Genomic DNA, 15301 nt, shown 5'->3' with positions numbered 1-15301 from the left:
GATGATTCCCGAATTGTTCGATGCAATCCTAGTTGTCGCTAGTTAATCTAGCATGAATACTGCCAAAGTGGCGTCGTAATCACGTCAGATTGACGGTATTTTTGTCACAAATGTCGCAGGCGAAGGTGATTGCATCGATCCGTTCGCCATTCGGCAGGCGATAGTAGTCTTTACGCTCGCCGATTGGGTAGAATCCGAAGCCGGAGTAAAGAAATTCGGCAGGATTGCCTCTTCTCATTTCGAGCAGCAGGCGTTTCGCGCCGCGACTCGTCGCCGCAAGACGCAGCGCGTCAAGCATCGTGCGACCCAGTTTCTTGCGCCGGTATTCGGGCGCCACGCCCAACAGCAGCAGTTCTTCTTCTTCATACCCGGTGCGGGATAGAGAAAATCCGGCCGCATCTTCGTCTTCGCTGACGGGCAGGCCTTCGGGGGAGATCAGGAAATAGTGGCAATTGCCGACGGCCAGCGCATCTTCGACTTGTCGGCGGTTCCATGCCTCGCCCCAGGCGGGGTCGAAGGCGGTCTGCATCACCGCCATGATCCGGTCGATATCGTCGATCATCCGCGTGCCCATTATTGTCCTGCTCCCGAAGGATTGGCGGCCGCCGCCATCGGCTTTGCGTCCGGCGCGCGGCCATAGAGCGGGTGGATCTCGGCAGTCAGCGCGGCGGCAGGCAGCAGCGGCAGGCAGCGCGCATCGGGCCAGATCGAAAGCGCTTCGCCGGATCCTCCCAGCGACTGGCGCGCGGCCAGCAGCGCCTCGGCTTGCGTCCCGGCGACGATCTCTTCGACATTGGCGGCAACGGCCGCATCGGGGCGCAGCGAGGCGAGGGAGCGGCTGGTCGCGCCCTGTCCGTCAAAGCCTTCGGTGAACCATTCGCCGTGGCCGCCGGTCATGACCACGGCCACTGGCACGTCGCCGCGCTCCTGCCGGGCCATGGCCGCGATCAGCGAGAGGGTCGGGTAGCCCAGGACTTCGGCGCCCCAGGCCAGCGCGAGCGCGCGGCCGGCGGCAAGGCCGACGCGCACGCCGGTAAAGCTGCCGGGGCCCAGCGCAACGACGACGCGGCCCGCGCGCCCGCGGTCGGGCAGGGCAGCGATCATCGGCACCAGCGCTTCGGCATGGCCGCGCCCGAGCATGCGGTAGTCGCCTGCAAGCAGGACGCCGTCTTCGAAGAGCGCGACCGAGCATGCCTCGGTGGCGCTGTCGATCACGAGAGTGCGGCCCGTCAGGTCCAGCGTGGATTTATCGGCGTTTGCGATCACGGGGTGAAGTCAGGGCGGGGCGGGTCAGGCGGCGCGGACTTCGGTGACTTCCGGCACGTAGTGCTTGAGCAAGCTTTCGATCCCGTGCTTCAGCGTCGCGGTCGACGAGGGGCAGCCCGAGCAGGCGCCCTGCATGCCAAGGTAGACCACGCCTTCGCGGAAGCCGCGATAGACGATGTCGCCGCCGTCGTTGGCAACGGCCGGGCGGACGCGGGTTTCGATCAGGTCCTTGATCTGCGCGACGATGTCGGCATCGGCAGGATCGTCGCCGTAATCGTGCTCTTCTTCGGGCGGGACAGCGAAGCCGCTGGCGTCACCGCCTGCGAAAAGCGGCGCCTGCGACACGAAATGATCGAGCAGAACCGAGACCACTTGCGGCTTCAGGTCGCCCCATTCGACGCCGGGCGCGGCGGTAACGGCCACGAAGTGCTCACCGAACAGCACGCCGGTCACGTCGCCAAGACCGAACAGCGCCTCTGCCAGCGGCGAGGCCTCGGCCGCCTCGGGCGAAGTGAATTCGCGCGTGCCCGCGGGCATGACCTGCCGGCCGGGCAGGAACTTGAGCGTGGCGGGGTTCGGCGTGGCTTCGGTTTCAATGTACATGGCTCTCGCGATGTAGGAGGACATGCCGTCCGGTCAAGTCCGCCAATGGCCGGAATTGGACAATTAGCTGGCATTCATCGCAATCACGCGTGCGTTTTTAGTGATCGGCGCGTGCAGGAATCGGTCCATGGCCGATTTTCGGCGGGCGCTATTCGAATACCGTTCCGACTATTCAGCGGCGCCGTCTATTCACTGGCCCTTAAGGGATCGTCGCCCTATACCTCCCGGGTGATGACGACTTCCTCGCGCGCCGCTCGCTCGCTCGCCGCCCTGCTGCTTCTGGCTCCCCTTCCGGTTCAGCCGTTCCTTGCTCCGGCGTTTGCCGGAACCCCGGCCGATGCGCCGCAAGCGGTTCAAAAGGCGGGGGCAACCACCAAAAAGCAGCCGCCGCGCCGCGCCGCCGCGCCGGAAACACAGCAACACGCCGATCCCGCGCTCAAGCAAAGCGGCGGAGACCAGCCGCTTGCGGGCGACGCCGATCCCTGGCTCTATCGTGGCAGCGACATTCCGCATGACAAGGAGTGGCACTTCGGCGAACTGCCGAACGGCCTCAAATATGCGGTGCGCCGCAATGGCGTGCCGCCGGGGCAGGTCTCGATCCGCATCCGCGTCGATGCCGGTTCGCTTTACGAGACCGATTCGGAGCGCGGTTATGCGCACTTGCTGGAACACATGCTGTTCCGCCAGTCGAAGTACATTCCCGAAGGCACGGCGATTGCCGCCTTCCAGCGCCTTGGCGCCACGTTCGGCAGCGACACCAATGCGGTAACCTCCACCACGCAGACCGTGTTCAAGCTGGACCTGCCCAACGCCACACCCACCTCGCTGGACGAGACGTTCAAGCTGATGAGCGGCATGGTCACCGCGCCGGCGCTCTCGGCCTCGAACCTGAAGCAGGACCTGCCGATCGTCATGGCCGAAATGCGCGAGCGGGGCGGTGCTTCCAAGCGCGTGCAGCAGGCGATGCAGCAAGTGCTCTATGCGGGCCAGCCGCTGGCCCAGCGCGAGCCGATCGGCACGGTGGAATCACTGACGGCGGCAACGCCCGATACCGTGCGCGCCTTCTATTCGCGCTGGTACCGGCCGGACAATGTGGCCGTGATCGTCGCAGGCGATGCCGATCCGGCAACGCTGGAGTCCTACGTCAAGAAGTGGTTCTCCGATTGGCAGGCGCCCGGCAAGCTTGCCACCGCGCCCAGTTTCGGCGATCCGGCCGCCCCGGCGGGCGCCGATCCGAAGAACCCGGTGGGCGAGACGCGCGTGCTGGTCGAGCCCGACCTGCCGCCCTCGCTGCTTTACGCCACGCTGCGCCCCTGGCGACAGGTGACGGACAATATCGTCTACAACCAGGGCCTGATGGTCGATGCCATCGCGCAGGCCGTGATCAACCGCCGCCTCGAAACGCGTGCGCGGGCAGGGGGAAGCTATCTCTCGGCCTCGGTGGACCAGCAGGACGTCTCGCGCTCGGCCGATGCCACCTTCGTGTCGATCACGCCGCTGGGTGACGACTGGAAGTCGGCGCTGCGCGACGTGCGCGCGGTGATCGCCGATGCCTTGGCCCATCCGCCGACGCAGGCGGAGATCGACCGCGAAGTGGCCGAACTGGACGTCAGCTTCCAGGTCCCCGTCGAACAGCGCCGCATCCTGCCGGGTTCGAAGCTGGCCGACGACATGGTCAATGCGCTCGACATTCGCGAGACCGTGGCCGGTCCGGAGGACGTGCTGCGCATCTTCCGCGATTCGAAGCCGATGTTCACGCCCGACAAGGTGCTGGAACATACCCGACAGCTGTTCTCCGGCACGGTGACCCGCGCGCTGTTCACCACGCAGAAGCCGGGCGTTACCGATGACGCGCTGCGCCTTGGACTGATGGAGCCGGTGAAGCCGGATGCCGCCACCCGCACCGCCAGCAATGCGCCGCCGGTCTCGTTCGCGACGCTGCCCTCCATCGGCAAGTCGCAGCAGGCGGTCTCCGACAAGCCGACCGGCCTGCTCGACATCGAGCAACTGAACTTCGCCAATGGCGTGAAGGTCCTGCTCTGGCCGGTGCAGGAAGAGCCCGGCCGCGTCACCGTGAAAGTGCGCTTCGGTGGCGGCACGCGCTCGTTCCTGCCCAAGGATGCGCCCTATCTTGGCCTTGCGGACTATGCGCTGGTCGGCTCGGGCCTTGCCACGCTGGGCCAGGAAGATCTCGACCGGATTTCCACCGGCCGCAAGATGGGCTTCGACTTCAACACGCAGGACGCCACCTTCGTCTTCACCGCCGAAACCCGCCCGCAGGATCTGGCCGATCAGCTCTATCTCTTCGCCGCCAAGCTGGACCTGCCGCGCTGGGATCCGAACCCGTTCCTGCGCGCCAAGGCCGCCGCGAAGATCCAGTACGATACCTATTCCACCTCGCCGCAGGGCGTGCTCAACCGCGATCTGACATTCTACCAGCGCGGGCAGGACCCGCGCTTCGCGACGCCGACCCCCGCGCAACTCGCCGGCACCACCGCCAAGGGCTTCAAGGCGGCCTGGAGCCGCGCGCTGGCGAGCGGTCCAGTCGAAGTGCAGATCTACGGCGACTTCGACAAGGCAGCGGCCACCGCGGCGCTGGAGAAGACCTTCGGCGCGCTCAAGCCGCGCACGCCGGCGCCGATCGTTCCGGCCACCGACGTTTCGGTACCCAAGCCGTCCGACGTGCCGATCGTGCTGCACCATCATGGCGACCCCGACCAGGCGGCGGCGGTGATCTCGTGGCCGACCGGCGGCGGCGCCGTGGGCATCCGCGAATCGCGCCAGCTTGAAGTGCTGACCCAGCTCTTCACCAACCGCCTGCTCGATGCGGTGCGCGAGAAGCTGGGCGTGGCCTATTCGCCCTACGTCTATTCGCAGTGGCCGGTGGACATGAGCACCGGCGGCTCGATCACGGCGGTAGCGCAGCTCGATCCCAAGTCGACCACGGTGTTCTTCCAGACCGCCGACGAGATCGCCGAGAACCTGATCGCCAACCCGCCCACGGCCGAGGAGCTTGCGCTCGTGACCGAGCCGATGCGCCAGCAGGTAACGCGCGCGGCATCGAGCACGGCCTTCTTCATGAGCCAGCTTGAGGGCGCCACTTACGACCCCTCACGCATCGGCACAGTGCGCACGATCCTCAACGACTATACGCAAGTCACGCCGCAGCAGATGCAGCAACTGGCCGCGCGTTATCTCGGCAAGGACAAGTCATGGCGGCTTGAAGTGATGCCGGAGGGCAAAAGCTCCGGCACGGTAGCCAAGCGCTGAATGAGACGGGAGGCTTCGGCCTCCCGTTTTTGTTTGTGGTGGGATCTTCGCGGTGGAGTCCGGGGATGCGGCCCGTTTCGTCCATCTGTCCCTCTATTTCCACCCGCTCAGGCTGAGCTTGTCGAAGCCGCTGAGGCGTGGCGCGAGGCTGCCATCCTTCGACAAGCTCAGGGTGAGCGGAGGGAGGTGGTTGGGCAGGCGCTCCCATCGCACCCTCCACCCTCCACCCTCCACCCTCCACCCTCCACCCTCCACTCTTCGCCCTCCACCCCGCTCAGGCTGAGCTTGTCGAATCCCCCCGAGGCAGGGCGCGAGGTCGCCAGCCTCCAAAGCTCAGGACGAGCGCAGCAGCCGACGGTCTCACCGCTCAGCCACGCCCAATCCCGGAGCGATTGCCGAGTTTCACCGCAACGATTATCGTGAACGCCGCCCCGATAGCTTGCCTCGACCGCCACGGGGCAGTGCAGGGGCTGTACTGCAAGCCGTTTCATGCTGATGACACGCTACTGTCAGGCCGGTCGAAGGAGCCCCGGTACCCTGCGACTGACGCGGCGCGGTGCAGGACAATCGTATCGATGCCGGGAGCATCGGTCCGATAAACCGTGGGCGCGCCGATGGATCCCGTCGATACCTTTGAACTCATCCTCGCCCTTCTCGCCGTGGTCGTCGCCCTGCATTGGGTGGCACAGCGGCTGAATCTGCCGCCGTCCATCGCGATGCTCATGGGAGGCGGCGGGCTGGCCTTCGTCTCCGGCCTGCCGCCGGTAAAGCTCAATCCCGAACTGGCGTTGGTGCTGTTCCTGCCGCCGCTGGTGATGGACGGAGCCTACTACACGGCGCTGGGCCGGTTCCGGCGCCACCTGCCGGGCATATTGTCACTGGCAATCGGTGCGGTTGTCTTCACGACCCTGGCGGTCGGCCTCGTCGCTCACTGGCTCGTTCCGGGGCTGCCCTGGGCCGCGTGCTTCGCGCTCGGTGCGATCGTCTCGCCGCCGGACGCGATTTCGGCGCGGGCCGTTCTCCAGCGCGTGAAGCTTCCCCGGCGGCTGTCGGCCTTCCTCGAAGGCGAAAGCCTGCTGAACGATGCCACCGGGCTGGTGCTGTTCCGTTTCGCGGTGGTCGCTGCGCTGAGCGGCGTTTTCGACGCCGGGGCCGCCTTTTCGAGCTTCGCCGCTCACATCATCGGCGGCATCGTCGCCGGCCTGCTGGTATCGGCAATTTGGATCGTCGCCGTCCGGCACTTGCGCGATACGACGCTGATCATCGTGGCCAACACCCTGATGTGCTGGGTCGCCTACATTGCCGCCGAGTTCATGCATGTCTCGGGCGTGCTCGCCACGGTCGTCGCCGGACTGGTGCTGGGCTGGTTCCAGCACATCATCCTTCCCGCGCGGGTAAGACTGCGCGGCGCGGTGGTCTGGCATACCATGGTGTTCGTGCTGGAAGCGCTGGTCTTCATCCTCATCGGCCTTTCGATGGGTGACCTGCTCGACCGCGTCGGCGGGATCAGAGCCGTCTCGCAGAGCATGGCGATGCCGGTCGCCGGTGTCGTGGCGGTGGTCATCGTCGCGCGCTTCATCTGGGTCTTTGCCACCGATCTGTTGCAATATGCGCTGTGCGCCATGGGGATGACCTATCCTCGCCCGCTGGGGCCGCGAAAGGCGACCGTGCTGAGCTGGACCGGCATGCGCGGGGTGGTGACGCTCGCGGTCGCGCTGTCCCTGCCGGCAGCCATGCCCGGCCGCGACCTGATGCTGGTGACGGCCTTTGCCGTGATTTTCGTGACGGTCGTGGTCCAGGGCGCGAGTCTGGGCTGGTTGATCCGGCTGCTCCAGCCGGAAGACCGGGATCCACCGGCGAACATGACGAGGACCGAGACGGAAGCAGCCATCGCCCGCGCGCGGGCCGACGCCATGGAGGGCTATGCCTATGCGCCCGACGGAACGCTGGTCCATCCCATCCTGCTCGACCAGTCCCGCAAGCGCCTTGAAGTCGTCCAGCGCTACACCGAAGATGTGGAGGGATACCGGGTGGATTTCCGCCTGCATTTCGACATCCAGCAGAAAGTGCTGGACGCCGGACGTGCCGAACTGCTCCGCATTCATCGTGCGGGCCTGATCGAAGACGAAGTCCTGCACGATGTCGAACATGATCTCGATGTCGAGGAACTCGCCATAGTCTTGCGCCGCGGCGATTGAGTGCAGCCGGAGAGCGGCATCTCCAAAGCGGGCCGGAATTTCGCAGATTGTCGAACGCCGCGACCGAAAATCGCTCTTCCCACCCGCCTTCGGCAACAATCTTACCCATCGCCCCGGTGCTTCAGCGCAATCGATCACGCTGATCGCCTAAACCGGCTTTGCAAAAATTGCTCGGAGCGGCTATGGGGCGCCCCTTGTTTGCGGTTCTTGCCGGTTTGGCCCCATGCATTCGGCGCGGGGAGAGAAGGCAAAGGAACCGCCGGGAGTACGTAACGTGGCTAGCAATTGGACCCCGGAAAGCTGGAAGGCTCAGGAAGCCCGCCATCTTCCGGTATACGGCGATGCGGAGAAGCTGGGCGAGGTTGAGGCCACGCTTGCAAAGTATCCGCCGCTGGTCTTTGCGGGCGAGGCGCGTGCTCTGAAGGCGGAACTCGCCGAAGTCGCTGCCGGTCGCGGTTTCCTGCTTCAGGGCGGGGATTGCGCGGAAAGCTTCGCCGAATTCAGCGCGGACAACATTCGCGATTCCTTCCGCGTGCTGCTCCAGATGGCGGTGGTGCTGACTTTCGCCAGCAAGCAGCCGGTGGTGAAGCTGGGCCGCATGGCGGGCCAGTTCGCCAAGCCACGCTCGGCCCCGACCGAGACGATCGGCGGCGTGGAACTGCCCAGCTACTTCGGCGACATCATCAACGGCATCGAGTTCGAGCCGGAGACGCGCCGCAACGATCCGGAGCGCATGCTCAAGGCCTATGGCCAGTCGTCGGCCACGCTGAACCTGCTGCGCGCTTTCGCGCATGGCGGCTATGCGAACCTGCGGCAGGTGCACCAGTGGACGATGGAACACATCAACCGCAGCCCCTGGGGCGAGAAGTTCTCGCAGATGGCGGACCGCATCGGCGAGGCGCTCGACTTCATGGCCGCCTGCGGCGTGGACCCGACTTCGGTTCCGCAGCTTCAGGGCACCGAGTTCTACACCAGCCACGAGGCGCTGCTGCTTCCTTACGAGCAGGCCCTGACGCGCCGCGATTCGCTCACCGGCGACTGGTACGATTGCTCGGCCCACATGCTGTGGATCGGTGACCGCACCCGTTTCGACGGCTCGGCCCATGTCGAGTTCCTGCGCGGCGTCGGCAACCCGATCGGCATGAAGTGCGGACCCAGCCTTGAGCCCGACGCGTTGCTGCGCATGCTCGACACGCTGAACCCGGGCCGCGAGCCCGGCCGCATGACGCTGATCAGCCGCTATGGCCACGACAAGGTCGAAGCCGGCCTGCCCAAGCTGGTGCGCGCGGTGAAGGCCGAAGGTCATCCGGTGCTGTGGTCGTGCGATCCGATGCACGGCAACGTCATCAAGGCGGAGAGCGGCTTCAAGACCCGTCCTTACGACCGCATCCTTGCCGAAGTGCGCGGCTTCTTCGCCGTTCACCGCGCCGAGGGTACGCATGCGGGCGGCATCCATATCGAGATGACCGGCCAGGACGTGACCGAATGCACCGGCGGCGCCATCGCCATCACCGACGAGGCGCTGAAGGACCGCTACCACACCCACTGCGACCCGCGCCTCAACGGCGCGCAGTCGATCGAACTCGCTTTCGAGCTGGCAGACCTGCTCAATCTCGAAGCGACCGAAAGGCAGAAGCAGGCGGCCTGATCCGCTACTTTTGAACGAATGCGCGGGCAGGGGAGCAAAGGCTCTCCTGCCCGTTTTCGTATCGTCGGCATGATCGCAAGACCATGCGCGGCTTGCTGCGCTCAAAGTCGATGGCGGACAGCCAGACTTACCCCGTCGGGCCCACGTCTTACCCGGTCGCCCTCGCGTCTTACTCCGTCGCCCCCGCGAAGGCGGGGGCCCCGCTTCCTTGCGACCTCTCGTGGCTCACAAGAAAAGCTGGATCCCCGCCTTCGCGAGGATGACGAATCTGGGTATGCTTGCCGTTCCGGGCGATCGCGTGGATTGGGTTCTGGTTTCCAGGAAAGACAGCGGGCAGCCTAACGCCGATCACGATGCCAGCGTGACAGGGCTCTCCGGCGCATCGCGCAAACGGAGATGCAGCTTTCCGCCGACAGGCTGCGGCACCGCAAGGGTCGATCCGGTGAAGCCCGGCGGCACCGTCACCGCTTGCGCGAAAGCGGGATCGGCGGAGATGGCATCGATCAGGAAGAGATCGCGGCCGGACAGTGTGCAGGGCGTGGCCTTGGCGGCGCCTTTCGTGCCGCAGGCTAGGCCCTCGATCCGGGGCAGCCGCGCCAGAGTGGCCAGCGGTTTCCAGTCCCCGGCATCGTGATCGCCGACGAGCCTGAAGCGCAGCGGCCCGAAAGTGCCGGCGGGAAGGTCCGCCGCCCGGAGCCGCGCCACCAGCACTTGCGGGCTCTCCAGCGTCAGACCCTTTCCAGTAGCCAGCCGCATGGCCACAGGGCCGCCGTCGGTGGCGATCTCGATCGCATTGTCGGTGCCGAAGCGACTGTCAGGCGCGGCCTTGATCGAGAAGACCAGTTCGCCATTGTCGGGCAGTAGATCGTCCGAACCCAGCTCCAGCGCGTGCGTTCCGGGCGCGGCGGGCGCGGCGTTGACGGTCTGCCCGATCACCTCGACTTGCGGACGGGCCGCCGCCACCCGCGTCGGCAGCGAGATGCTGCGGCCGTCCACTAGACGGATCGCCGCCGTGCTCGCCGTGTCCTGCGCAGGCGCGCGGGCGCCGCCCTTGGCGGTGAGGCGCAAGTGGTCCACCGCGCCCTCGCGGGTGAGGCCGTCCGGCTGGAACTCGATGTCGCCCAGCGTCAGCGACCGGATCTGGTCGAGGCGCTGGCCAGTCAGCTCGCCTTGCGTATCGCCGGCGTGAAGCTCGAACGCGTCGATCCGGCTGGCTTCGGCGCGGGCGCGCAGGGTGACCGTCTCTGGAGTGGCCGCGCCCTGATAGCGCAGTTCGACGCGTATCTCGCCGGGGCCGGAGCCCGCCAGTGGAACCGTGAAGACCAGCCGGTTGCCATTGCGCACTTTCCATTCGAGCGGCTTGGGTGCGCCGCTTCCCTGTCGCAGCGTCAGATCCTCCACGCAGGACGGCGCGGCGCCTTCGAGCACCACTTCGTTGTCGCGCCCGACCACCACATCCGCATCGCCCGAGACCTTCCAGGCATTGCCGTCCGGCCGCTGGAGCAGGAATTCGGGCCCGTCGAACGGCGCGAAGCCCCAGAGGCCGTGGACCCGCGCGCGCATCGATCCGGCGAAGTCGCTCGGCAGCGCCTCGGTGCCCAGCACATAGCCGCCCTTGTCCGCGCGGGCCGTGATCGGCACGTCCATGCTCTGGCCCGAGGCATTGGTGAGCTTGACATTCATGTCATGCGCGAAGTCGGTCGAATAGATCAGTGGCGCGCCTTCCACCGCCAGCACCGCCCCCGGACGGACGACGCAGACCGGCCCCTTGGCGGTGCTGCGCAGCTGCGGCGGAATGTCGGCCTCCACGGCGGGCAGCGCGGCGACCATCACCGACTTGGGCTTCTGGAACGAGGGCGCCGCATTGAGCAGCAGCGACAGCGTATCGCCGCGGCGGACCGACAGCGTCGGCAGGTAGCCGAACTGCGGATTGTTGAACGCGCCCAGTATGCGCGCAAGATCGCGGGCGACACCGATATAGGCGCTGTAATAGCCGGCGCCGGCCTGCGGCGTGGCGCTCAGCTGCAAGGCAAGATCGGTGGGCGCGCCGGTCAGCGTATCGGCGAGCGAGCTGGAATGGACGTCGCTCAGGATCAGCGATTCCCGGTTCTCCAACAGGCACGAGGCCTGCATGGCGATGACCTTGGAAAGGCAATCCTCGTTGAGCTTGATCGACAGGCTGCGTGCCAGCACCGGGGCGACCGAGCGCAAGTATTCGGGCCCGTTGTCGTCCTGCGCCTGGATCGCGCCCATGAAGGCGGTGAGGCGCGAATGATCGAGCGAGGCCTGATTGAGTTCCTGACTGGCGCGCACGAATTCGCCCGGCTTGCCGCGCACCGCATCCACCAGCACGCCCTCCGCGCCGCCGGTATCGGGCACCATCAGCAGCACCGACTGGCGCGCGCCCTTGGGCACGGTGAGCGAAAGCGCCTTGTCCTTCTCCTTGCTCTTCCACGTGCTGGCGGTGGAGATCCAGTTCTTCGGCGGCGGATTGGTTGCGCCGCGCAGGAAGGCGGAGACGAGCAGGAACTTCAGCCCCTGATCGTCGGGCAGCGCGGCGTGGATGGAAAGCTTGTCGTCCTCGGCCAGGCTGGGCACTTGCGAGATGGGCAGGGTCTGCTGCCCGCGCGTCACCTCGATCCGCAGATCGGGGCCGTTGAGTTCGAACGGCGCGGGATCGGCCGCCGCCGGGCCCGCCATGCCGAGCGCGCCCGCTACGGAGGACGAAAGCATGGTCGCGCGCAAGAGATGGCGGCGCAAGAAGTCAGCGCGCAGACGGTTGGCGCGCGGGCGGGGCGAATCGGCATCCTTCATGCAGACTGGCAAAGCGGTTGTTCCCTGTCGGTTGCCTGACTGGACCTATCACCCGGCGAAAATAATGCACGCCATGCCTGCTTCATTGTGATTGGGACGCCGAATGGCGTTCCGGGAGCCGCTTGCGCCCGCGGGCTATGTCCTTTTGCGGGATATCGCGATGAAGCCGAGTACCGCGCCATAGAAGGCAAGCTGTTTCAGGATGCCCATGTCGCTCAGCGTCGGGTCGATGGGCAGTTTCTCGCCGGTTGCCCGGTTCACTGCAACCAGCATGAGCGTGACGATGACTAGCGCGGTCACCCGAAGCAGGCGCCTGTTCCTTTGCGCGACATCGGGAAATGCCATGAATTTTCTCCGCCGGGCCACCAATCATGTCTTTGCAAAGACTATGCAATCAATAGGGCGGGAAAAAGCGAATTCCATGACATTAGATTGTGAACAGTTGGTAATCGGCACGCTGTGTATGCCATTAAAATTCGTCATCCCCGCGTAGGCGGGGATCCCGCTTCTGTCGCGCAGGGCGAGAGGTGGCAAAGAGGCGGGGCCTCCGCCTGCGCGGGGGCGACGAGAGTGGAAGTTTGATGGCTTGTTTTCGACACTAAGTGGATTGGTCGTGCCCTGAAAACCATTGTCCCGCGCAAAATCGATCCGCTCCACACTCCCGCCCGCCTTCACGCTTGACCGCTGGAAATGCACACGCCACCCATGCGGCCCATGATAAAAAACCTTCGGATCGCCGCGGGCCTCGCATGTGCGCCGCTCGCTCTCGCCGCTGCCTCGCATCTGTCGGCAGCCACTCCCACCGACACCATGATGAACGAGCAGGTCGCCTCGTATGACTGGGTGCGCCCGCAGGCGGACTATATCCGCCGCGTGGTGATGATTCCGATGCGCGACGGCAAGAAGCTCTACACCGTGATCGTCATGCGCAAGGGTACGACCGACGGGCCGATCCTGCTCAGCCGCACGCCCTACAATGCGGACAAGATGACCAGCCGCAACCGCAGCCAGAAGATCGAGGAGATCCTGCCGGTCGCCGATGCGGACTTCGTGAACGACGGCTATATCCGCGTCTATCAGGACGTGCGCGGGCTGGACGGATCCGAGGGCGACTATGTGATGAACCGCCCGCTGCGCGGCCCGCTCAACAATACCAAGGTCGATCACGCCACCGACACCTATGACACCATCGACTGGCTGGTGAAGAACGTGAAGGAGAGCAACGGCAAGGTGGGCATCACCGGGTCGTCCTACCTCGGCTTCACGTCGCTGATGGCGCTGATCAATCCGCACCCGGCGCTCAAGGCTTCGGTGCCGCAGAGCCCGATGGTCGACGGCTGGATGGGCGACGACTGGTTCCACAACGGCGCCTTCCGCATGTTCGGCTTCGATTACGACCTTGGCCAGACCGTCAAGAAGGGCGGCGGCGCGGTGCCCAAGGGTACGGGCGACGAATATCAGGCCTATCTCGAAGCCGGTTCGGCGCTCGACTATGCCAAGGCCTATGGCCTCACCGACCTGCCGGTGGTGCGCAAGATCCTCGAACACCCCAGCTACGACGCCTGGTGGCAGGGTCAGGCGGTGGACAAGCTGCTGGCCGCCCGCAAGCTGACCGTGCCGACCATGCTGGTCGTCGGCCAGTGGGACCAGGAAGACAGCTACGGCGCCCCGGCAGTCTACCGCGCGCTGGAGCCGCAGGACACCAACAACGACATGGTGTCGCTGGTGATCGGCCCGTGGCGCCACTCGCAAGTGAACTACGAAGCGCGCGAACTGGGGCCGCTGAAGTGGGAAGGCGATACCGGCGGCCAGTTCCGCCGCAACTACATGAAGCCGTTCTTCGATTGCCACCTCAAGACCAATGCGCCGAAGTGCGACACGCCGCCGGTGCTGACTTATGCGACCGGCGCAGTGGGCGCGAAGGGTGGCTGGGAAGTCTCGCAGAAGTGGCCGGCGGGTAACTACACGCCGCTCTATCTTGCCGGGAACTACGGCCTTTCGTGGGCCAAGCCGGCAGCGGGCAGCGACAGCTATGTCTCCGATCCGGCCAAGCCGGTGCCGATGCTGCCGCGCCCGGTCCACATGCAGGGCGACGAGTGGCGCACCTGGCTCGTGCATGACCAGCGCTTTGTCGATGGCCGTCCGGACGTGCTCAGCTACACTACCGGCGTGCTCGACAAGCCGGTGCACATCAAGGGCGCAACCAAGGTGGACCTGCACGCTTCCACCACCGGGCAGGACAGCGACTATGTGGTCAAGCTGATCGACGTCTATCCGCAGGAGAACTCGGCCAATCCGGAGCTGGCGGGCTATCAGCTTGCGGTGGGGATCGAGATCTTCCGCGGCCGCTACGTCAATGGCTTCGACAAGCCGCAGCCGCTGGAGCCGGGCAAGAGCTACGGCTTCCAGTGGTCGCTGCCGAACGTCGATCACGTGTTCCTGCCGGGCCACAAGATCATGGTGCAGGTGCAGTCCAGCCTGTTCCCGCTCTATGATCGCAACCCGCAGTCGTGGGTGCCTTCCATCATGGAGGCGATGCCCAAGGACTATGTGAAGGCCACCGAGACCGTGCAGTATGGCGGCGACGCAGCCAGCGCGGTCTGGCTGCCGATCGCCGGGGACTGACCTGCCTGATTGTCTCCCGGTCGACAGAAAAAGAGACCGGGAGACAATCATGAGCGGACCATTCGACCTTTCCGGGCGCCTTGCGCTCGTGACCGGCGGCGCCAGCGGGATCGGCGCGGGCATCTGCGCGGTGCTGACGTCCGCCGGGGCGCGGGTGGTCATTCTCGACCGCGACGAGGCCGGTTCGCGCGCGCAAGTGGAAGCGGGCGCGGCCGTGGATGCGATCACGGTGGATCTCGCCGAAGAGGCGTCGATCGTCGCCGCCTGCGCCGAGGCGAGGGCCCGTCACGGAACGCCGTGGCTGCTGGTCAACAATGCCGGGCTCCAGCACCGCGAAATGCTGCTTGAGGGCACGGCGGCGCACTGGGAGCGGATCGAGGCGATCAACGCCCGCGCGCCGTTCCTGATGATCCGCGAAGTGGCACGGGCGATGGTGGAAGGCGGCGAGGGCGGCCGCGTGGTCAACTGCGCCTCGTGCGGGCTGGTCGGCCAGTTCGTGCAGGGTCTGGCGGCCTATATGGCGAGCAAGGGCGCGCTGGCGGCGCTGACCACGAGCGCGGCGTTCGAACTGGCGCCGCATGGCATTACCGTGAATACCGTGCTGCCGGGCGGGGTCGGCACGCCCGGCGCGATCCATGCCGAGGGGCCGCCGCCGGTGGGGCCGGGCAATCGCACCCCGCCATTCGGGCATTGCACGCCTGAGGACATCGCCTCGGCCGTACTCTACTTCGCAACGCCGATGGCGCGGCGGGTGACCAATCAGGTGCTCGCCGTCGATGGCGGTTTTACGGTGACTTGAGCGGGTAAGTCTGGGCAACAACTGTATTTTCCAGTCCAAAGACCACCCCGAATCTCCCCGTCATCCCCGCGAAGGCGG

At 65.9% G+C, this 15301-nt stretch carries 10 protein-coding genes; 5 read left to right on the top strand and 5 right to left on the bottom strand.

All coding sequences use genetic code 11. The features are described from left to right. Nucleotides 1-79 precede the first annotated feature (79 nt). From AC1VVK_RS04605 to AC1VVK_RS04595, 3 genes are read right to left on the bottom strand one after another with little or no spacing between them, the layout of a single operon-like run. Nucleotides 80-562: a GNAT family N-acetyltransferase gene (locus AC1VVK_RS04605; RefSeq protein ID WP_482904561.1), complete on the bottom strand. Its 483-nt coding sequence runs from the start codon at nucleotides 560-562 to the stop codon at nucleotides 80-82. Nucleotides 563-573: 11 nt separating this feature from the next. Further along, nucleotides 574-1266 (bottom strand): tRNA (adenosine(37)-N6)-threonylcarbamoyltransferase complex dimerization subunit type 1 TsaB, encoded by a 693-nt coding sequence (gene tsaB, locus AC1VVK_RS04600; RefSeq protein WP_482904560.1) that lies wholly within the window; start codon nucleotides 1264-1266, stop codon nucleotides 574-576. A 24-nt stretch (nucleotides 1267-1290) separates the two neighbouring features. Further along, nucleotides 1291-1869, bottom strand: a complete 579-nt coding sequence (locus AC1VVK_RS04595) for a NifU family protein (RefSeq protein WP_482904559.1) — start codon at nucleotides 1867-1869, stop codon at nucleotides 1291-1293. Between the two features lie 231 nt (nucleotides 1870-2100). Between AC1VVK_RS04595 and AC1VVK_RS04590 the strand changes: the two genes are divergently transcribed. The 3 genes from AC1VVK_RS04590 to AC1VVK_RS04580 all read left to right on the top strand — a co-directional run bounded on the left by AC1VVK_RS04590 (nucleotide 2101) and on the right by AC1VVK_RS04580 (nucleotide 8985). Continuing rightward, nucleotides 2101-5139 carry a M16 family metallopeptidase gene (locus tag AC1VVK_RS04590; protein WP_482905116.1) on the top strand — a complete coding sequence of 1013 codons (3039 nt, stop codon included), beginning with the start codon at nucleotides 2101-2103 and terminating at the stop codon, nucleotides 5137-5139. 614 nt (nucleotides 5140-5753) lie between these two features. After that, complete coding sequence (locus tag AC1VVK_RS04585; RefSeq protein WP_482904558.1) at nucleotides 5754-7337, top strand: Na+/H+ antiporter; 1584 nt, start codon at nucleotides 5754-5756, stop codon at nucleotides 7335-7337. Between the two features lie 274 nt (nucleotides 7338-7611). Further along, the gene (locus AC1VVK_RS04580) at nucleotides 7612-8985 is read left to right on the top strand and encodes a class II 3-deoxy-7-phosphoheptulonate synthase (protein WP_482904557.1); all 1374 of its coding nucleotides are present in this window, start codon (nucleotides 7612-7614) and stop codon (nucleotides 8983-8985) included. 348 nt (nucleotides 8986-9333) lie between these two features. On the opposite strand, the gene AC1VVK_RS04575 is transcribed toward AC1VVK_RS04580, so the two are convergent. Both AC1VVK_RS04575 and AC1VVK_RS04570 read right to left on the bottom strand, forming a co-directional pair. Next, complete coding sequence (locus tag AC1VVK_RS04575; RefSeq protein ID WP_482904556.1) at nucleotides 9334-11799, bottom strand: hypothetical protein; 2466 nt, start codon at nucleotides 11797-11799, stop codon at nucleotides 9334-9336. Nucleotides 11800-11934: 135 nt separating this feature from the next. Continuing rightward, on the bottom strand, nucleotides 11935-12144 hold the full coding sequence (locus AC1VVK_RS04570; protein ID WP_482904555.1) for a hypothetical protein: 210 nt from the start codon (nucleotides 12142-12144) through the stop codon (nucleotides 11935-11937). A 369-nt stretch (nucleotides 12145-12513) separates the two neighbouring features. Here AC1VVK_RS04570 and AC1VVK_RS04565 point away from each other — a divergent pair, with 369 nt between their 5' ends. Together AC1VVK_RS04565 and AC1VVK_RS04560 are read left to right on the top strand one after the other, a co-directional pair. Beyond that, on the top strand, nucleotides 12514-14424 hold the full coding sequence (locus AC1VVK_RS04565) for a CocE/NonD family hydrolase (RefSeq protein WP_482904554.1): 1911 nt from the start codon (nucleotides 12514-12516) through the stop codon (nucleotides 14422-14424). Nucleotides 14425-14473: 49 nt separating this feature from the next. Then, entirely contained in the window at nucleotides 14474-15223 is a 750-nt protein-coding gene (locus AC1VVK_RS04560; protein ID WP_132386464.1) for an SDR family NAD(P)-dependent oxidoreductase, read from the top strand. Nucleotides 15224-15301 lie beyond the last annotated feature (78 nt).

This window comes from Novosphingobium sp. BL-S-32 (assembly GCF_056857055.1).
This window is presented reverse-complemented; position numbering and strand designations above follow the sequence as displayed.

What these genes read in the sequence shown, in the direction of transcription:
- AC1VVK_RS04605 (WP_482904561.1), bottom strand. Translation starts at nt 562, where the DNA reads ATGATCGACGATATCGACCGGATCATGGCGGTGATGCAGACCGCCTTC.
- AC1VVK_RS04595 (WP_482904559.1), bottom strand. Translation starts at nt 1,869, where the DNA reads ATGTACATTGAAACCGAAGCCACGCCGAACCCCGCCACGCTCAAGTTC.
- AC1VVK_RS04590 (WP_482905116.1), top strand. Translation starts at nt 2,101, where the DNA reads ATGACGACTTCCTCGCGCGCCGCTCGCTCGCTCGCCGCCCTGCTGCTT.
- AC1VVK_RS04585 (WP_482904558.1), top strand. Translation starts at nt 5,754, where the DNA reads ATGGATCCCGTCGATACCTTTGAACTCATCCTCGCCCTTCTCGCCGTG.
- AC1VVK_RS04575 (WP_482904556.1), bottom strand. Translation starts at nt 11,799, where the DNA reads ATGAAGGATGCCGATTCGCCCCGCCCGCGCGCCAACCGTCTGCGCGCT.
- AC1VVK_RS04570 (WP_482904555.1), bottom strand. Translation starts at nt 12,144, where the DNA reads ATGGCATTTCCCGATGTCGCGCAAAGGAACAGGCGCCTGCTTCGGGTG.
- AC1VVK_RS04565 (WP_482904554.1), top strand. Translation starts at nt 12,514, where the DNA reads ATGATAAAAAACCTTCGGATCGCCGCGGGCCTCGCATGTGCGCCGCTC.
- AC1VVK_RS04560 (WP_132386464.1), top strand. Translation starts at nt 14,474, where the DNA reads ATGAGCGGACCATTCGACCTTTCCGGGCGCCTTGCGCTCGTGACCGGC.